At 70.0% G+C, this 18061-nt stretch carries 20 protein-coding genes and 1 tRNA gene; 16 read left to right on the top strand and 5 right to left on the bottom strand.

Going from position 1 to position 18061, the window contains the following annotated elements:
- Positions 1–16 precede the first annotated feature (16 nt).
- On the bottom strand, positions 17–1438 hold the full coding sequence (locus ACIBQ6_RS49625; RefSeq protein WP_397219491.1) for a serine hydrolase domain-containing protein: 1422 nt from the start codon (positions 1436–1438) through the stop codon (positions 17–19).
- A 70-nt stretch (positions 1439–1508) separates the two neighbouring features.
- A complete protein-coding gene (locus ACIBQ6_RS49630) occupies positions 1509–1979 on the bottom strand; it encodes an Lrp/AsnC family transcriptional regulator (RefSeq protein ID WP_358289167.1) in 471 nt (156 codons plus the stop codon).
- Positions 1980–2252: 273 nt separating this feature from the next.
- Between ACIBQ6_RS49630 and ACIBQ6_RS49635 the strand changes: the two genes are divergently transcribed.
- The 6 genes from ACIBQ6_RS49635 to ACIBQ6_RS49660 all read left to right on the top strand — a co-directional run bounded on the left by ACIBQ6_RS49635 (position 2253) and on the right by ACIBQ6_RS49660 (position 8337).
- Positions 2253–2696, top strand: a complete 444-nt coding sequence (locus ACIBQ6_RS49635; RefSeq protein WP_397219510.1) for an amino acid permease — start codon at positions 2253–2255, stop codon at positions 2694–2696.
- On the top strand, positions 2693–3154 hold the full coding sequence (locus ACIBQ6_RS49640; protein WP_397219492.1) for a hypothetical protein: 462 nt from the start codon (positions 2693–2695) through the stop codon (positions 3152–3154). Before ACIBQ6_RS49635 ends, ACIBQ6_RS49640 begins: the two co-directional genes overlap by 4 nt.
- On the top strand, positions 3147–5018 hold the full coding sequence (locus tag ACIBQ6_RS49645; protein WP_397219493.1) for an acyl-CoA dehydrogenase family protein: 1872 nt from the start codon (positions 3147–3149) through the stop codon (positions 5016–5018). Before ACIBQ6_RS49640 ends, ACIBQ6_RS49645 begins: the two co-directional genes overlap by 8 nt.
- Before the next feature lie 208 nt (positions 5019–5226).
- Positions 5227–6495 carry an extracellular solute-binding protein gene (locus ACIBQ6_RS49650; protein WP_358289159.1) on the top strand — a complete coding sequence of 423 codons (1269 nt, stop codon included), beginning with the start codon at positions 5227–5229 and terminating at the stop codon, positions 6493–6495.
- Positions 6496–6568: 73 nt separating this feature from the next.
- A complete protein-coding gene (locus ACIBQ6_RS49655; RefSeq protein ID WP_397219494.1) occupies positions 6569–7453 on the top strand; it encodes a carbohydrate ABC transporter permease in 885 nt (294 codons plus the stop codon).
- Complete coding sequence (locus ACIBQ6_RS49660) at positions 7453–8337, top strand: carbohydrate ABC transporter permease (RefSeq protein WP_358289153.1); 885 nt, start codon at positions 7453–7455, stop codon at positions 8335–8337. Before ACIBQ6_RS49655 ends, ACIBQ6_RS49660 begins: the two co-directional genes overlap by 1 nt.
- A gap of 55 nt (positions 8338–8392) precedes the next feature.
- Here the strand turns inward: ACIBQ6_RS49660 and ACIBQ6_RS49665 are convergent, their stop codons facing one another.
- Positions 8393–9130 carry a methyltransferase domain-containing protein gene (locus tag ACIBQ6_RS49665; RefSeq protein WP_352355331.1) on the bottom strand — a complete coding sequence of 246 codons (738 nt, stop codon included), beginning with the start codon at positions 9128–9130 and terminating at the stop codon, positions 8393–8395.
- A gap of 116 nt (positions 9131–9246) precedes the next feature.
- On the opposite strand from ACIBQ6_RS49665, the gene ACIBQ6_RS49670 reads away from it, so the two are divergent.
- Both ACIBQ6_RS49670 and ACIBQ6_RS49675 read left to right on the top strand, forming a co-directional pair.
- Positions 9247–9792, top strand: coding sequence for an RNA polymerase sigma factor (locus ACIBQ6_RS49670; RefSeq protein WP_358289149.1), 546 nt, complete (start codon positions 9247–9249; stop codon positions 9790–9792).
- Positions 9779–10510, top strand: coding sequence for a hypothetical protein (locus tag ACIBQ6_RS49675; RefSeq protein ID WP_397219495.1), 732 nt, complete (start codon positions 9779–9781; stop codon positions 10508–10510). Before ACIBQ6_RS49670 ends, ACIBQ6_RS49675 begins: the two co-directional genes overlap by 14 nt.
- On the opposite strand, the gene ACIBQ6_RS49680 is transcribed toward ACIBQ6_RS49675, so the two are convergent.
- Positions 10499–11521 (bottom strand): adenosine deaminase, encoded by a 1023-nt coding sequence (locus ACIBQ6_RS49680; RefSeq protein ID WP_397219496.1) that lies wholly within the window; start codon positions 11519–11521, stop codon positions 10499–10501. The genes ACIBQ6_RS49675 and ACIBQ6_RS49680 overlap by 12 nt on opposite strands.
- Positions 11522–11627: 106 nt before the next feature.
- On the opposite strand from ACIBQ6_RS49680, the gene ACIBQ6_RS49685 reads away from it, so the two are divergent.
- Positions 11628–12215, top strand: coding sequence for a hypothetical protein (locus tag ACIBQ6_RS49685; protein WP_397219497.1), 588 nt, complete (start codon positions 11628–11630; stop codon positions 12213–12215).
- A gap of 41 nt (positions 12216–12256) precedes the next feature.
- The gene (locus tag ACIBQ6_RS49690) at positions 12257–12775 is read left to right on the top strand and encodes a hypothetical protein (protein ID WP_358289138.1); all 519 of its coding nucleotides are present in this window, start codon (positions 12257–12259) and stop codon (positions 12773–12775) included.
- Positions 12776–12792: 17 nt separating this feature from the next.
- Here the strand turns inward: ACIBQ6_RS49690 and ACIBQ6_RS49695 are convergent, their stop codons facing one another.
- Positions 12793–14001, bottom strand: a complete 1209-nt coding sequence (locus tag ACIBQ6_RS49695) for a pyridoxal phosphate-dependent aminotransferase (protein WP_397219498.1) — start codon at positions 13999–14001, stop codon at positions 12793–12795.
- 158 nt (positions 14002–14159) lie between these two features.
- Here ACIBQ6_RS49695 and ACIBQ6_RS49700 point away from each other — a divergent pair.
- The 6 genes from ACIBQ6_RS49700 (at position 14160) to ACIBQ6_RS49725 (ending at position 17856) form a co-directional block, all read left to right on the top strand.
- Positions 14160–14232, top strand: a tRNA-Trp gene (locus ACIBQ6_RS49700).
- A gap of 77 nt (positions 14233–14309) precedes the next feature.
- Positions 14310–14555 carry a preprotein translocase subunit SecE gene (gene secE, locus ACIBQ6_RS49705; protein WP_125642950.1) on the top strand — a complete coding sequence of 82 codons (246 nt, stop codon included), beginning with the start codon at positions 14310–14312 and terminating at the stop codon, positions 14553–14555.
- Positions 14556–14615: 60 nt separating this feature from the next.
- On the top strand, positions 14616–15428 hold the full coding sequence (gene nusG / locus ACIBQ6_RS49710) for a transcription termination/antitermination protein NusG (protein ID WP_397219499.1): 813 nt from the start codon (positions 14616–14618) through the stop codon (positions 15426–15428).
- Between the two features lie 117 nt (positions 15429–15545).
- Positions 15546–15977, top strand: a complete 432-nt coding sequence (gene rplK / locus ACIBQ6_RS49715; protein WP_125642947.1) for a 50S ribosomal protein L11 — start codon at positions 15546–15548, stop codon at positions 15975–15977.
- A gap of 60 nt (positions 15978–16037) precedes the next feature.
- Positions 16038–16757, top strand: a complete 720-nt coding sequence (rplA, locus tag ACIBQ6_RS49720; protein WP_352325431.1) for a 50S ribosomal protein L1 — start codon at positions 16038–16040, stop codon at positions 16755–16757.
- A gap of 271 nt (positions 16758–17028) precedes the next feature.
- On the top strand, positions 17029–17856 hold the full coding sequence (locus ACIBQ6_RS49725; protein ID WP_358289127.1) for a DUF1396 domain-containing protein: 828 nt from the start codon (positions 17029–17031) through the stop codon (positions 17854–17856).
- Positions 17857–18061: the final 205 nt, after the last annotated feature.

Genomic DNA, 18061 nt, shown 5'->3' on the forward strand with positions numbered 1-18061 from the left:
TACTCCTCGAATTTGCTTACTCGGTAAGCTTACACAGTACACAAATTCGGGCGACGGCGGTCGAGAGCCCGGCCAGAGCCGCGGCGAGCAGGGTGACCGACAACGACGCCGGGAAGTAGGTGAGCTGCTCCCAGGTCACGTACCGCCCGTTGAGCAGCACGGAGACCCAGTTCGGGTAGAACGCGAACAGCAGGACCGGTAGCAGCACCGGCACCAGCCGCAGGGCGATCCGCCACCACGGCCGCCCCGACCGCCGGGACGCCCACCGCCGCGCCCGCAGCACGCCCATGACCCCGAGGCCGGCCGCCACGACGGCGAGCAGCCCCAGCACCAGGTCGTAGAGCTGCCGGTCGCCGCCCAGGGCCGCCGGCGCGCGGCCCTCGCTCATAGCGGCCAGGCCCCGCATGATGTCGTAGGTCGGGTCGTAGAGCGAGGCACCGTTGGTCATGACGGCGAAGCCGTAGCCGGTCTTCGGCGAGACGGCCTCGACGGCGTTGTAGGTGAACAGGTTGCCGGAGTGCACGAGCAGGCCGGACTCCTCCTCCAGGCTCCAGCCCATGCCGTAGCCGTGCACGCCGGGCTTGTGCATGGTCTCCAGGCTCTGCTTCTCGACCAGCGGGCGGCCGGCGTCGTTCTGGGCGATCAGCCACTTGCCCATGTCCGCGGCGGTGGTGATGACCGCGCCCGAGCCGCTGCCGTCGAGGAACCCGGACGCCTCCGGCCGGGGCAGCCACATGCCGTAGACCGAGACGAATCCGTCCGCCGGCCGGACGGCCTGGGCGCTCACGGCGCTGCCGGTCATGCCGAGCGGGCCGAAGACGCGGTCCTTCATGTAGGCGTCGAACGGGCGGCCGCTCGCGGTCTCGACCAGGCGGGCGGCCAGGTCGTAGTTGACGTTGCAGTAGGCGTACCGGCTGCCCGGGTCGGCGGCCAGGCGGCCCTCGGCCAGGCGGGCGGTGTAGTCGGCCAGCGAGCTCGCGGACTCCAGGTCGCCGATGTCCAGCGAGCTGTCGGACAGCCCGGAGGTCTGGTTCAGCAACTGGCGCACGGTGATCCTGGTGTGGCGCGGGTCGGCCATCCGGAAACCGGGCAGCTGCCCGGCCACCGGCTCGTCCAGCGCGATCTTCCCCTGCTCCACCAGGGTCATCACGGCCATCGCGGTGAACGACTTGCTCACCGAGGCCACCCGCATCGGCGTGGCCGCGGTGACCGGACGCCCATCGGAGTCCTCGCCGTAGCCGGCGGCGTGCACGATCTTGTCGCCGCGGGTCACCACGACGGACAGACCCGGCACGCCGGTGGCCTCCAGCGCCTCGCGCAGGTAGGCGTCCACGGCGGCGGGGGTCGGCTCGGCGGGGGCCGAGGCGAGGGCCGGGGCCGCGGCGGGGGTGAGGGTAAGGGCCGCGGCCAGCCCGGCGAGGGCGATCTTCAAGCTCATGCAGGCAAACGTACGGAGAACGCCCCCACCGCCGAATCTGCCGACGGTCTAGTGGCACCCCCGACGAAAGTCAGGTCTCCGAGGCGGACGGCAGCCGTTCCGGCACCGCGTCGTGCACCTGCTGGAAGATCACCGAGGTGCGGAAGCCGACGATCTCCTTGCGCTTGCTGAGCCGGTCGAGCAGGAAGGAGTGGAGGTGGTCGAGGTCCTGGACCGCGACGTGCAGCAGGAAGTCGTCGCCGCCGGCCAGCACGAACACGCTCAGCACCTCGGGCAGCTCGGCGGCCGACTGCTTGAAGGCGTTGATCACGGCCCGGCTCAGCGGGCGGACCTGGACCGAGACCATCGCCTGCGTGCTCCGGTTGAGCGCGGCGGGGTCGATGTCGGCATGGTAGCCGCGGATCACGCCGCGCCGGGTGAGCGCCCTGACTCGTTCCAGGCAGGTCGAGGGGGCGATGCCGAGCCGGCGGGCCAGCTCCCGGTTGGACTGCCGCGCATCCGTTTGGAGCAGGCGGATGATCGCCGAATCAAGTTCGTCCATGACGCGATTCTGCTCCTTTCTCCGATCGAACGTTCGGTGGATCCGGGTTGGGGCCGAACGATCGGGCTACTTTCGCGGGCATGACTGAACAGGGCCGGATGGGTGCGGGGCAGGGCGCGGCGTTGCTGGTGGGCGCGGTGCTGGGGCCGGGGATGCTGGTGCTGCCGCAGCTCGCCGCCGCGGCGGCGGGGCCGGCCTCCGTGCTGGCCTGGGCGGGGCTGCTCGCGCTGAGCGTGCCGGTGGCGCTGACGTTCGCGGCGCTCGGCGTCCGGCATCCCGGCGGGTGCGGGGTGGCGAGCTTCGCGGGCCTGGCCTTCGGGCCGCGGGCCGCCGCCGTCGTCGGCTGGTGGTTCTACGGGGCCGTGCCGGTCGGGACCGTGGCGGGCGCGCTGGTGGGCGGCCGGTACGTCGAGGCGTGCCTGGGCGTGGACCCCCTTCGCCCCGTACGGGCTCGCCGGGGTGGCCGGCGCGGCCGGGGTGCTCATGTTCGCCTTCGTGGGCTGGGAGGCGGCCAGCCACCTGTCGGCCGAGTTCGCCGTAGGGAGGCGCGGGAGGCGCGGCCTGACCAGGGCCACCGTGGTCACTCTCGTCGTGGTCGGCGTGCTGTACCTGGGCGTCAGCGTCACCTCGGTCGGTGTGCTCGGCGCGGACATGCCGGGCGTGCCGCTGAGCGCGCTGCTGGAGGTCGGCCTCGGGGGGGAGTGGCGCGGCCGGTGACCGGCGTGCTGGCGGTGCTGCTGACGTTCGGGGCGGTCAACGCGTACCTGGCGGGGGCGGTGCGGCTGGGGGTGGCGCTGGCCAGGGACGGGGCCATGCCCGCCTGGCTCGCCGGGGGACGGGCGCCGTACCGGAGCCTCGGGGCGCTGGCCGTGCTGACGGTGCCGGTCGTGGTGTGGGCGGTGGACCTGGACCTGCTGATGCGGGCCACCTCGGCGTGCCTGGCGGCCGTCACGGCGGCGGGCGTGGCGGCGGCGGTGCGGGTGCTGCCCGCCGGACGGCTGCGGGTCACCGCCGTCGTGGCGACCGGCATGTCGGCGGTCGCGCTGGCGTGCTGCGGAGCCTTCCTGGCGGTGCCGGCCGTGCTGGCCGTCGTCGCGCTGGGAGTGCTTAAAGCCCTCAGGCGGGCAGTACTCCCAGCACATGACGGCGCACCGTCGGGAGGGTGCCATGACTGAGCAGACCACGTACGCGGAGAGCAGGCAGGTCGGCGAGCAGGCCAGGGAGCGGGAATGGAGGCTCCCCAGCTTCGCCAAGCAGCTGTTCCTCGGCGATCTCCGGCTGGACCTGGTGCATCCGGCGCCCGGGCTGCCGGCCGAGGCCGCCGAGCGGGGCGAGGAGTTCGTCCGGGCGGTGCGGCGCTTCCTGGAGACCCAGGTCGACCCGGCCCTCATCGAGCGCACCGCGCAGGTGCCGGACGAGGTGGTCAAGGGCCTGGCCGCCCTCGGGGCGTTCGGCATCACGATCGGCACCGAGTACGGCGGCCTCGGCCTGCCCTACCTGTACTACTGCCGCACCCTCACGCTGGTCGGCTCCTACTGCCCCGCCCTGGCCACGCTGCTGTCGGCGCACCAGTCGATCGGCGTGCCGCAGCCGCTCAAGCAGTTCGGCACCGAGGAGCAGAAGCGGGAGTACCTGCCCCGGTGCGCGGCCGGCGAGATCTCCGCCTTCCTGCTCACCGAGCCGGACGTGGGCTCCGACCCCGCCCGCCTGTCCACGACCGCCGTGCGCGACGGCGACGACTACGTGCTGAACGGCGTCAAGCTCTGGACGACCAACGGCGTCGTCGCCGACCTGCTGGTGGTCATGGCCAGGACCGGCGAGAAGATCAGCGCGTTCGTGGTCGAGGGGAACAGTCCGGGCATCACGGTCAGGCGTCGCAACAGCTTCATGGGCCTGCGCGGCATCGAGAACGGCGTCACCGAGTTCTCCCAGGTCAGGGTGCCGGCCAAGAACCTGATCGGGAAGGAGGGCCAAGGGCTGCGGATCGCGCTCACCACCCTCAACACCGGCCGCCTGTCCCTCCCGGCGACCTGCGCGGGCAGCGTCAAGTGGGCCGTGAAGATCGCCCGTGAGTGGGGCAACGCCCGCGAGCAGTGGGGGCGCAAGGTGGGCCGGCACGAGGCCGTGGCGACCAAGATCGCCTTCATCGCGGCCACCGCGTACGCGCTGGAGGCCGTCAGCGAGCTCACCGCCCGCCTGGCCGACGACCGGCGCAACGACATCAGGATCGAGGCCGCCCTCGCCAAGCTGTACGCCACCGAGCTGTCGTACCGGGCGCTGGACGAACTGGTCCAGATCAGGGGCGGCCGCGGCTACGAGACCGCCGAGTCGCTGGCCGCCCGCGGCGAGCGCGGCGTGCCCGCCGAGCAGATGCTGCGCGACTCCCGCATCAACCGCATCTTCGAGGGCTCCTCCGAGATCATGCGCCTGATGATCACACGCGAGGCCGTGGACGCGCACCTGACCGCGGCCGGCGAGCTGATCAACCCCGAGGCGTCCCCTCAGGAACGTGCCCGCGCGCTCGGCCGGGCGAGCCGCTTCTACGCCGGGTGGCTGCCGACCCTGGTGGCCGGCTCGGGCAGCCTGCCCACGGGCTACACCGCCTTCGGCCCGCTGGCCCAGCACCTGCGGTTCGTGGAGCGGACCAGCAGGAAGCTGGCCCGGTCCACCTTCTACGGCATGTCCCGGTGGCAGGGGAGGCTGGAGCACAAGCAGTCCTTCCTCGGGCGGATCGTCGACATCGGGGCCGAGCTGTTCGCCATGACGGCCGTCTGCGTGAAGGCCGAGGAGGACGCCGACGACCTCGGGCGCAGGCCGTACGAGGTGGCCGACACCTTCTGCCGCCAGGCCCGGCGCCGCGTCCGCACGCTGTTCGACGAGCTCTGGGACAACAGCGACGAGCAGGACGCGCGCCTGGCCCGGTACGTGCTCGACGGCCGCTACGAGTTCCTGGAGGAGGGCATCCTCGACCCGTCCATCGAGGGCCCGTGGATCGGGACGCCGGACGGCGGCGAGAACGTGCGGAGAAAGATCCTGTGACGCCCGGTCTAGACCGGTTGTGAGCTTTTTCTGCCCTGAGTGTTTTCAAACCGATACCAGCCGGTATAGACCGGCTGCTGAACACGGGCTTACTCTGGCGCAAACGCGTTGAGCTGTGGCTCTCGCACCCCTCATCCCTTTGGACGGGGTCAGGTGGCTGGTACGGACCAGCGACCCGTCCGACGAGAAGGCGGTATCACCAGTGAACATGAAGCTTGTGGGCGGCGCCGCTCTCGGCCTTGCCACGATGCTGGTCCTGTCCAGCTGCGGCTCCGACGGCGGTTCGGGTGGCGGCGGGAACGACACCCAGGCCTCGGGCGGCGGCCAGGTCACCCTCAAGATGGTCGCCGCCGACTACGGCGACGGCCCGGGCAAGCCGAACTCGGGCGAGACGTTCTGGAAGGGCGTCGTGGACGAGTTCCAGGCGGCCAACCCCAACATCAAGGTCGACGTCCAGGTCATCAACTGGAACGACATCGACAAGCAGGTCGCCACCATGGTCCAGAACGGCCAGGTGCCCGACATCCTGCAGACCGGCGACTACTCCGGCTTCGTCAAGGACGGCCTGCTCTACAAGGTCGACGAGGTCCTGTCCCCGAACGTCTCCGGCGACATGCTGCAGAAGTTCGCCGACTTCGGCAAGGTGGACGGCACCGGCTACGGCATCCCGTTCGTCTCCTCCGCCCGCGCGCTGTTCTACAACAAGGACCTGTTCACCAAGGCCGGCATCGCCGAGCCGCCCAAGACCTGGGACGAGCTCAAGGCCGCCGCCGAGAAGCTGAAGAAGGCCGGCGTGAGCCAGCCGTTCGGCCTCCCGCTGGGCCAGGAAGAGGCTCAGGGCGAGTCGTTCCTGTGGATGCTGGGCAACGGCGGCGGCTACAAGGACGCCTCCGGCAAGTGGGCCATCAACTCCCCGCAGAACGTCGAGACCTTCACCTACATGAAGGGCCTGGTCGACGCCGGCCTCACCACCCCGAACCCGGGCACCAAGGACCGCAAGACGGTCTGGGAGGACTTCGGCGCCGGCAAGGTCGGCATGGTCAACGGCGGGCCCATGTCCATCCCGATCTTCGACGCGGCCGGCCTGAAGAACTACGGCGTCACGGCGATCCCCGGCAAGTCCGGCCCGCTCGACACCACCCTCGGCGTCATGGACTGGATCATGGCGTTCAACAAGAACGGCCACGCCGCCGAGATCAAGAAGTTCTTCGACTTCTTCTACACCGGCAACGCGGCGCAGAAGATCTCCGACACCTACAAGCTGCTGCCCGTCACCAACGGCGGCATCCAGAAGCTGTCGGGTGACGAGAAGCTCAAGCCGTTCCTCGACGCGCTGCCCAACGCCAGCTTCTACCCGTTCCAGGACCCGAAGTGGGCCGAGGTGAACCCGGCGATCAAGCAGACCATCGGCGGCGCCGTCAAGGACGACCCGGCCAAGGTCCTCGGCGAGCTGCAGAAGACCGCCGAAGCCAGCTGATCCAGCGGGTGTCTGTGGAGCCGGCGCGCGGGTCGCGTCCCCGCGCCGGCTCCACCGTCATGGAAGGTTCCTCATGAGAAGGTTGCGCGCCCTCGAACCCCTGGCCTGGATCGGGCCGGCCGTGGTGCTGATCGCGCTGGTCGTCCTCTGGCCCGTGATCGAGATGATCCGGTCGTCGTTCCTCAAGATCAGCCGGTTCGGAGTGGTCCAGGGCAACAACTTCCCGGACAACTACACGAAGCTGTTCGGCGAGAAGGACTTCGCCGACATCATGATCCGCAGCGTGATCTGGGTGGTCGCGGTCGTCGCGCTCACCGTGCTGATCTCGCTCGCCCTGGCCCAGCTGTTCAACCAGCGCTTCCCCGGCCGCAAGATCGCCCGCTGGGCGCTCATCGCGCCCTGGGCGGCCTCGGTGCTGATGACGGCGATCATCTTCAAATGGATGCTCGACCCCGAGGTCGGCGTGATCAACCAGATCAGGGTCAAGCTGGGGCTCATCGACGCGATGGGCGGCGCCTCCGCCGACCAGCTCGGCGACGCCTCCAGCGCGATGCCGTGGCTGGTGTTCGTGGCGGTCTTCGTCTCGGTGCCGTTCACGACGTACGCGCTGCTGGCCGGGCTCGCGACCATCCCCGCCGACGTCTACGAGGCGGCCAAGATGGACGGCGCCACCAAGCTCAGGACGTACTGGTCGATCACGCTGCCGCTGCTGCGCCCCGCGCTCACCGTCGCCGCCCTGATCAACGTGATGAACGTCTTCAACAGCTTCCCGATCATCTGGGCGATGACCCACGGCCAGCCGGGCTACTCGACGGCCACCTCGACCATCCTCATGTTCATCCTCAAGGGCTCGAACATCGGCGAGTCGGCCGCGATGTCTGTGGTGAACTTCGGCATGGTCATCGTGCTGACCATGATCTTCCTCAAGGTGTCGCGCTGGAACAAGGAGGTGGCGTGATGGCCGTGCAGACCATGTCCAAGGCCGGCACACGCCACCAGCCCGGCCACCGCGGACGGGCGCAGCGCCGCATGCCCAGACTCAAGACCGTGATCGTGGCGGCCGCGGCCTACCTCGTCGCGTTCGTCTTCCTGTTCCCGTACCTCGTCATGCTGCTGACCTCGCTGCGGTCGCAGGACTCGCTGCGCGAGGTGACGTTCTGGCCCGACGAGTGGGTGTGGTCGAACCTCGCCAACTTCTGGACCAGCGGCCTGGCCGGGAACCTGTGGGTGACGCTCAAGGTCGCCGGCGGCTCGACGATCCTGGTGCTGCTCGTGGCGCTGCCGGCCGCGTACTACTCGGCCCGGCACAAGTTCCGGGGGCGCACGGCGTTCCTGATCCTGGTGCTGATCACCCAGATGTTCCAGCCCACGGCCATGCTCGTCGGCATCTACCGCGAGTTCTACCAGTTCGGCCTGGTGGACTCGATCTGGTCGCTGATCCTGGTCAACGGCGGGTTCAACCTGGCGTTCGCGGTGTGGATCCTGAACGCCTACTTCGCCTCGATCCCGCGTGAGCTGGAGGAGGCCGCCTTCATCGACGGCAACGGCCGCTTCGGCGCGCTGTTCCGGATCACGCTGCCGCTGGCCATGCCGGGCGTGATCACCGCGCTGATCTTCACGTTCATCGCGGCGTGGAACGAGTTCGTGGTCGCCCTGACCCTGACCACGACCCCGGCCAACCAGCCGCTCACGGTCGCGCTGAACTCGTTCATCGGCCAGTACCAGGTGGACTGGCAGAACCTCTTCGCGGGCTCGGTGATCGCCACCATCCCGGTGATCATCCTGTTCGCGCTGATCGAGCGGAAGGTCGTCGGCGGACTGACCGCCGGCTCGATCAAGTAGAAGACGTCCGGCCGCCACCAACCCACCGGGTGGCGGCCGGGCCCACTTCCGCGGGCTACTTCTGCGGGACGCGGGCCACGCAGAACACCGTCTGGCCGAACGGCGGGGTGATGAACCGCTCGATCAGCCGCGTGGCCGGGACCACCGTGCGGTCGTAGATCTTGACCAGCCGCGGGTCGGGGTAGCCCACGCCGCCCCGCCGGACCGCCGCCCACCAGGCGATGCCGCCCAGGAAGTTGATCGGCTTGAGCACGTCGATGTCGAGCCCCGCCTTGGCCACCGTGGCGCGCAGGGTCTTCGGCGTGTAGCGCTGGACGTGCCCGACCTTGCGGTCGAAGTCTCCGTAAAGCTGCATGTAGCCGGGCACCCAGATGATGATCCGGCCGCCGGGCAGCGTGACGCGGGCCAGCGAGCGCAGCGCCTCGGCGTCGTCCTCGATGTGCTCCAGCACGTTCATCATGACGACGGTGTCGACCTTGTCCTTCAGCGGGATCTCGGTCGGCAGGCCGAACTGCAGGACGTCGATGTCGTCGCGGCCCTCGAAGCGCTTCTCCAGCTGCTCGACGCAGTAGGGGTCGAAGTCGCTGACGACCAGGCGGTCGAGCCGCGGCAGGAACTGCTCGGCGAAGTGGCCCAGCCCGGAGCCGATCTCCAGCATCGAACGGCCGACGTGCGGGGCGACCATGTCGAACTCGTACTGCCGATAGTTCTTGGCCTCGTCCCCACCCAGGTGGTTCTCCAGGGCCTCGTCACCGGCCGCCGGTTGCACTACACGGTCATACCCAGAAGACATAGTCCCGTTCCTTTGAGGGGCAGACGGATTGCACGAGTCTAATGCCCCTGAGGATGACCTGATGCGTGAAACACCCTTCCCCGGGCGCGGGCGGATGCGATGGAATCTGACACGCCATGGACGACGACGAGGCGATCGCCCGCTCGCTCGACGGTGACCTGGGGGCCTACGAGGTCCTGGTCGCCAGGTACAGCGCGCTCGCCCATCGCACCGCCGCCATGCTCGGCGCGGGCGACGAGGCCGAGGACGTCGTGCAGGAGGCGTTCGTCAAGGCTTTCCGCCATCTGCCCAAGTTCCGGCGGGACGCGCCCTTCCGTCCCTGGTTGCTGCGGATCGTGGCCAACGAGACGCACAACCTGACCCGGGCCCGCGGGCGCCGCTCCGACCTCGCCGTACGGCTCACCGCCGCCGACCCGGCAGGTCCGGTGGCCCCCGACGACCCGGCGGGCGCGGCCGTCGCCACCGACCGGCGGGCCCGGCTGCTGGCGGCCGTGCGCGGCCTGCCCGAGCGGGAACGCCAGGCGGTCGTGTGCCGGTACTTCCTGCAACTGTCGGAGGCCGAGACGGCCCAGGTGCTCGGCTGGCCGGTCGGTACCGTCAAGTCCAGCACCCATCGGGGGCTGGCCCGGCTGAGGGAGGAGGTGGGCGGTGAACTCGCATGACCCCTTCGACGACCTGGAAGCCGAACTGACCGCCCTCGGCCCCCTCCTCGACACCCCGTCCCCGCCGCCGGACGACGTCGCCGCCGCCGTCCGGGCCCGCCTGGAGCTCCAGCCTGAGAAGCGCGGGCGGCGGACTCGGCGGGCGCGGTGGCGGATCGTGGCGGCCGTCGTGCTGGCCGTCGTCGCCGTCACGGCCGCCACCCCCCAGGGCCGCGCCGCCGTGGCCCTGGTCCTCCGCCTGGCCGGCGTCGAACTGCAGCTCGGCGACACCCCACCCACCCCGGTACGGACCACCGCGAACCTCCCCGGCGAGCACCCGGTGGCCCCGGACGACCTGCCCGGCCTGGTGAGGTTCCAGGTCAGAACCCCGGCCGAGCTCGGGCCCCCCGCCCGCGCCACCGTCGCCGACCAGGGCCGGCTGGTGTCGATGTTCTGGCCGGACGGCGTCCGGCTCGACCAGTTCCAGGGCGGCGTGGACCCGTTCTTCTTCAAGAAGCTCGGCCCGCCCTGGCCCGACTACGTCGAGATGGCCGGGACCACGGCCTGGTGGATCCCCGGCGCGCACCCGCTCGGCTACATCCGCCGCCAGGACGGCACCGAGATCCCCCTGCGCCAGGCCGCCCCCACCCTCGTCTGGCAGCGGGACGCGCTCACCTACCGCCTGGAGGGCGCGGGCACCAGGGAACGGGCGGTGCGCATCGCCGGGTCACTCCGGTGAGCCGGTCAGCCAGTCGTCCACGCCCTTGAGCAGCTCCTTGCGCACCGCCTCCGGCGCGGTCGAGGACCGGATCGACTGCCGGGCCAGCTCGGCGATCTCGGCGTCGGAGAACTCGTAGACCTCCCTGGCCAGCTCGTACTGGCGCAGCAGCCGGGTGCCGAACAGCAGCGGGTCGTCGGCGCTCAGCGCGATCGGCACCCCGGCGTCGAACAGCCGCCGCAGCGGCACGTCCGCCGCCCGCTCGGCCACCCCCAGCCCCACATTGGACGTCGGGCACACCTCGCAGCAGATCTGCCGGTCGGCCAGCCGCTGCATCAGCCACGGGTCCTCGGCCGCCCGCACGCCGTGCCCGACCCGGTCGGCGCCCAGGTCGTCGATGCACTGGCTCACGCTGCGCGGCCCGAGCAGCTCGCCGCCGTGCGGCACGGCCAGCAGCCCGCCGCGCTTGGCGATGCGGAAGGCCCGCTCGAAGTCGCGCGCCGCGCCGCGCCGCTCGTCGTTGGACAGGCCGAAGCCCACCACGCCCCGGTCGGCGTACTGGGTGGCGAGCCTGGCCAGGGTGTTCGCGTCGAGCGGATGCCTGGTCCTGTTGGCCGCCACGATCACCGGCATGTGCACCCCGGCGTGCTCGGCGGCCTGCCGCGCCGCGTCGAGCATCAGCTCCAGCGTGGCCGTGAGCCCGCCGAACCGCGCGGCGAACCCGGACGGGTCCACCTGGATCTCCAGCCACCGGGAACCGGCCGCCGCCTCGTCCTCGGCCGTCTCGCGCAGCAGCCGGTAGACGTGCTCGGGACGGCTCAGCACGGACCTGGCGATGTCGTACAGCCGCTGGAACCTGAACCAGCCGCGCTCGTCGGTGGCCCGCAGCCGCGGCGGCCAGTCCTGCTCCAGCGCGTCGGGCAGGTGCAGCCCCTGCTCCCTGGCCAGCTCGATCAGCGTCGAGTGCCGCATGGAGCCGGTGAAGTGCAGGTGGAGATGGGCTTTGGGCAGCGTGTGCAGGGGCCGGTGCATTTCCATATTTTGCCACTGGCCCCAGGTGCGGATTCGCATGTCGCCCAAGGCTGCGGGTCCGGCATCGGCACGGTAGAGATCGGCCGGATCGGGGGATCAACCGTCCATGATCCCTGAGGGTGCGGGCGTCGCGGGGCAGGGCCGGCGCGCGCTGCTCGCCGGCCTGGCGTTCGCGGTGACCGCTCTCGCCATCTACGCCCTGTTCCATTCGGGTTTCGGCCGTCCGCACCCGCCTTCTGCGGGCTCGTCGTACGTGCCCCCGCCGCCCCTGAAGGCGCCGTCCGGCGCCGGCGCCGCGGCGGCGGCGCGGGCCGGGGCCCCGCTGGCGGTCGTCTCCGACGACCTCTGGCTCACCTACCTGCCTCGCGGCCTGCGCCGCAGCGGCGGCGGCCCGGTCGCCCCCGACGGCGTCCGGGCCAGGTACGGCACCGCGAAGCGCTACGTGGAGGCCCAGGTCGAGCACGGCACGGTGGCCGCCGACTGGGACACCTACCGCGCGCACGCCGGCGTGCTGGACCCCCGCGAGACCACGATCAGGGGCCGGCCCGCGGTGGTCGGCGCGCATCCGCGCGGCGGCAGGGTGATCGCCTGGCTGGAACGCCCCGGCACGGGCGCCTGGATCCGGGTGAGCGACTCACTCGGCGGCGAGCTGCTGCCTATTGCCGCCTCGGCCCGCGCTCCTGTAGGAGACTAGGAGCCTTTTCCCTGGTTGATCCCACGAGTCATGGGGGGACGATGCGGCGCCCGGCAGCGGTGTTCATCACGTTCGCGCTGGCCGCGGGCACGGGCGGGTGCGGCGGCGACACGCCGCGACCGCCCAGCACCACCCCGCCGCCGCCGTCGGCGAGCGAGCCGGCGACCGGGAAACCCGTCACGCTGGCCTGCGGATCGACCAGGCTGGAGATCCCCGGCGCGCCCCCGCCCCTGGCCCGCGCCGGCACCTTCGGCCGACTGGGCGCGCTCGCCAGGCGGCTCACGGTCAGGGGCGTGATGTGGCGCGACGACGAGGACGAGCAACTACGGGTGGGCGTGGTGTGCGGCGTGCGGACGGCCGAGCAGTTCGCCACGCTGGTGGCCCGCTCGACCCTGACCGCCTACCGCGGCAAACCCGCGCTGCGCTGGACGAGCCGCGACGGCCTGCGCAACTTCATGTGGCTGGAGAGCCCCGGCACGGCCGTCTACCTCGCCGCCACGCCCGGCATGACCGCCCAGCTCCGCCAGACCGCCGCCGCCGTCAGACCCGCCGCCTCCTGAGCCGCTGCCTGAGTCGCTCAGTGAGCCTCGGACAGCAGCTTGGCCATCCGGCTGACGCCCTCGACCAGATCGTCGTCACCGAGGGCGTAGGACAGCCGGAAGTAGCCGGGAGTGCCGAACGCCTCGCCCGGCACGACCGCCACCTCGGCCTCCTCCAGGATCAGCTCGGCCAGCTCCGCCGACGACCCGGGCCGCCGGCCGCGCAGCTCCTTGCCCAGCAGCCCCTTGACCGACGGGTACGCGTAGAACGCCCCCTTCGGCTCCGGGCAGAACACGCCCGGGATCTCGTTGAGCATCCGCACCATGGTCTGGCGCCGCCGGTCGAAGGCCGACCGCATCTCCGCCACGGCCGACAGGTCGCCGGAGACCGCGGCCAGCGCGGCCCTCTGCGACACGTTGGCCACGTTGGAGGTGGCGTGCGACTGCAGGTTGGCGGCGGCCTTGACCACGTCGGCCGGGCCGATCAGCCAGCCCACCCGCCAGCCGGTCATCGCGTACGTCTTGGCCACGCCGTTGAGGATCACGACCCGGTCGCCCAGCTCGGGCACGGCCGTGGCGATGCTGGTGAACTCGGCGCCGCCGTAGACCAGGTGCTCGTAGATCTCGTCGGTGACCACCCACAGCCCGTGCTCGGCCGCCCACCGGCCGATCGCCACGGTCTCCTCGCGCGAGTAGACCGCGCCCGTCGGGTTGGACGGCGAGACGAACAGCAGCACCTTCGTACGCTCGGTACGGGCCGCTTCGAGCTGCTCGACGCCGGCCAGGTAGCCCGTGGACTCGTCGGTCACCACGTCGACCTGCACGCCCCCGGCCAGCTTGATCGCCTCGGGGTAGGTCGTCCAGTAGGGGGCGACCACGATGACCTCGTCGCCCGGGTCGAGCAGCGTGGCGAACGCCTCGTAGACGGCCTGCTTGCCGCCGTTGGTGACGAGCACCTGGGACGGCTCGACGGAGTAGCCGGAGTCGCGCCGCGTCTTGTCGGCGATGGCCTGCTTCAGCTCGGGAAGGCCGCCCGCCGGCGTGTACTTGTGGTTGCGCGGGTCGCGGGCCGCCTCGACCGCCGCCTCGACGATGTAGCCGGGCGTCGGGAAGTCGGGCTCGCCGGCGCCGAAGCCGATGACCGGGCGGCCGGCGGCCTTCATCGCCTTCGCCTTGGCGTCCACCGCGAGCGTGGCGGACTCGGAAATCGCGGAGATTCTTGCGGAGATACGGGGTCGCGTGGACATGCCTCCCATGCTCCCACGCGGGCGTGACCTGGGCGATCAGGTTTGGGTTCGACGTACCGGGCAATCCCCCGTATGCTTTCGCCTGGTCCTTCCGCCGCATGTCGGCGAGCGGTTCGGTCCAGGCAGTGAGTCAATCAGGGTAGTGTGGTTGACGACATAGGGCACTGGCGCAATTGGTAGCGCACCGGTCTCCAAAACCGGCGGTTGGGGGTTCGAGTCCCTCGTGCCCTGCGAGTGCGGTCCGCGCAATAATGGCGTGTAAGCGCGCCGCAAAACTGCGTTGGATACGACAGATTCAGGTGAGGACTGTGGCGATCGACACGCGCGGCGAGACCGCAGGCAAGCCCAGTGGCGAGAAGAAGACACGCACTTCACCTGCCCTTTTCTACCGGCAGGTCGTCAACGAGCTCCGCAAGGTCATCTGGCCGACACGCAAGGATCTCATCACCTACACCACGGTCGTTCTGGTATTCGTTCTGATCATGGTGGCGATCGTTTATGGGCTCGACGCCGCTCTGGGCTGGGCCGTCCTCCGCGTCTTCGGCGGGGAGTGATCCCGCCTAGCTCGACACCGTGTGGTGTCGGCTGACGGCGACACCATTCGATTCGAGGAAATGAGGAAAGGTCACGTGTCCGAGTCTTCTGTTCCGGCCGAGGAACCCCGCGACGAGCGGGGCGACGACGAGCTGGGAGAGGCCACCGACGAATGGGGCGACGAGCTGGGTGAGGCTCGCGACGAAGGCGTCGAGGCGGCTCTCCAGGAGGCCGACGAGACCGACGAGGTCGAAGAGGCGGAGGAGGCCCCCGCCGACGCGGAGGCCGAGATCCTGCCCGACGTCGACCCGGTCGAGGAGTTCAAGAGCTCCCTGCGCGGGCTCCCTGGCGAGTGGTACGTGATCCACTCCTACGCCGGCTACGAGAACCGCGTGAAGTCCAACATCGAGAGCCGCAACGTGTCGCTCAACATGGAGGACTACATCTACCAGGTCGAGGTGCCCACGCACACCGTCCAGGAGTTCAAGAGCGGCAAGAAGGTCCCGGTCAAGGAGCGTGTGCTGCCCGGCTACGTCCTGGTGCGCATGGAGCTGACCGACGAGTCCTGGGCCGCCGTGCGCAACACGCCCGGCGTGACCGGTTTCGTCGGCCTGTCCAACAAGCCGAGCCCGCTCAGCCTCGACGAGGTCGCCAAGCTGCTGGCGCCCGAGCCGACCGAGGAGGCCAAGAAGGCCACCACCAAGGCGGCCAGCGGCCCCACGGTCGAGTTCGAGATCGGCGAGTCCGTCACGGTCATGGACGGCCCCTTCGCCACCCTGCCCGCCTCGGTCAGCGAGATCAGCCCCGAGTCGCAGAAGCTCAAGGTGCTCGTCTCGATCTTCGGTCGTGAGACCCCGGTCGAGCTCTCGTTCAACCAGGTCTCGAAGATCTAAGACGATCACCTACACTTAGACGTTCGGTCGGCCGCCTTTCGCGAAGGGTGGCCTTCCGACATGTCCGGGCGCATCCGCGTCCGGACGGCATCACGATCAGGACCCGGAGAAGGACTCATGCCTCCGAAGAAGAAGATCGCGGCGCTCGTCAAGGTCCAGCTCCCCGCTGGCCAGGCCACGCCCGCTCCGCCGGTCGGTACCGCCCTCGGTCCCCACGGCGTCAACATCATGGACTTCGTCAAGCAGTACAACGCTGCTACGGAGTCCCAGCGGGGCAACATCATCCCCGTTGAGATCACCATTTTCGAAGACCGCAGCTTCACCTTCATCACGAAGACGCCCCCGGCGCCTGAGCTGATCAAGAAGGCCCTGGGTCTCGACAAGGGCAGCGCCGTCCCCCACAAGGACAAGGTCGGCCGGCTGACGCGCGAGCAGCTGCGCAGCATCGCCGAGACCAAGATGCCCGACCTCAACGCCAACGACGTCGAGGCTGCAGAGAAGATCATCGCCGGCACCGCCCGGTCGATGGGCATCACGATCGCCGACTAAGACCTTTCCCAGATCCGTGGGAGGGCCGGGTCCCGGCCCGCGTACCACAAGGAGACAGACATGAAGCGCAGCAAGGCGCACAAGGACGCGGCGGCCAAGGTCGACCGCGACAAGCTCTACACGCCCGCCGACGCCGCGAAGCTGGCCAAGGAGACGTCGACCACCAAGTTCGACGCCACCGTGGAAGTGGCGCTGCGGCTGGGTGTCGACCCTCGCAAGGCCGACCAGATCGTGCGCGGCACGGTCAACCTCCCGCACGGCACCGGTAAGACCGCCCGGGTCCTGGTCTTCGCGACCGGTGACCGTGCCGAGGCAGCCCGCGAGGCGGGCGCCGACATCGTCGGCGCCGACGAGCTGATCGACGAGATCGCCAAGGGCAACCGGCTCAACGAGTTCGACGCCGTGGTCGCCACCCCCGACCTCATGGGCAAGGTCGGCCGTCTGGGCCGCGTGCTCGGCCCGCGCGGTCTCATGCCCAACCCCAAGACCGGTACCGTGACGCCCGACGTCGCCAAGGCCGTGACGGAGATCAAGGGCGGCAAGATCGAGTTCCGCACCGACCGGCAGGCCAACCTGCACTTCATCATCGGCAAGACGTCGTTCCCCGAGCGTCAGCTCATCGAGAACTACGCCGCCGCCCTTGACGAGGTGCTGCGTCTCAAGCCGTCGGCGGCCAAGGGGCGTTACCTGAAGAAGGTCACCTTCTCCACCACCATGGGCCCCGGCGTCCCCGTCGACCCCAACCTCACCCGTGGCCTGACCGCCGAGCTCGACGCGTAACGGTCGCACGTTCTTCGAAAGGCCCCCGCCTGTCTCAGGCGGGGGCCTTTCGCTTTGTCCGGGTGCCGCCGGGCACCGGGCCTCCCTTTGTCCGGGGGCCGCCGGGCACCGGGTCGGAGCCGTCTCGTCCGGGTTTTCGGCCCGGATGATCTCTCCAGGTGAGCGGGGTTGTGCAGAAATCGTGCACAGCCTGTGGGGGAGAACCCTGGGTTTTCCCCGATTTATGCGGGGAAGTCGCCACGATGGGACAAGCCAACCGTAGGGTCAAAACATGCTGAAGCGCAGGATAAGTCTCGCCACCGCCGTGGCCGGAGCTGCTCTCATCGCGGCCTCGGTCGCCGGGTGCGGTACGAACGTGCAGCCCATCCAGGTCAACCTGGCCGCCTCAGAGGTGCTCGCGCAGGCCGCGCAGAAGACCGCAGAGGTCACCAGCTACACGGTGGACGCCGTCGCGAACGTGACGCACCCCCAAGAAGGCAACGGCAAGGTGCAGGGACGCATGCTCTACCAGAGCAAGCCCCAGCTCGCCGTCGACCTGACCCTCGACACCGTCGACATGGGCGGCCGGAACCTGCCGGGCGGCGTGCGCGCCGTCCTCCAGGGCGACACCGTCTATGTGAAGGTCGAGGCACTCAAGCAGCTCGTCGGCGCCACCAAGCCGTGGATCAAGGTCGCGCTCAACGAAGTGGGCGACCAGAACCAGGTCAACCAGTACCTCAGCCAGATCCAGCAGTTCGACCTCGCCAACGTGACCAAGCTGGTCACCGTGTCCAAGGACGTGAAGCAGGTCGGCACCGAGAGCGTCAACGGCGCGGACACCACCCACTACACCGGCACGTTCCCCGTGGACGCCGCCGTCGGTCAGCTGCCCGCCGACAAGCAGCAGCAGGCCAGGACGAACCTCGCCGAGCTCAAGGACGTCAAGTTCGACATCTGGGTGGCCGGCGACGGCCTGCCCCGCAAGCTCACCCTGAACGGCTCCAAGGAGGGCGCGACGCTGGACGCCACCCTGCTGTTCAAGGGCTTCAACGAGCCCGTCAAGGTCGAGGCCCCGCCCGCGGACCAGGTCGGTGAGCTGCCGAAGACGACCGTCAACTGAGGACCGATTTGGAAACTCGGCGACCAGCACGTACTCTGGTCGTTGCCGAAGACCGCCGGTCGTCGTCAGGTGCATCAGTCCTGGCGACCGAAGGATCCACGTTCTGTGGACGGCCCGCGCAGGTGTGATGCGAGTTTCCCATATGGTGCAGTTCCATATGTGAGCCCCGTGCGCCCCTGCGCCCGGGGCTGTTCTCATTTCCAGG

Source organism: Nonomuraea sp. NPDC049655, from assembly GCF_044465465.1.
Classification (GTDB): domain Bacteria; phylum Actinomycetota; class Actinomycetes; order Streptosporangiales; family Streptosporangiaceae; genus Nonomuraea.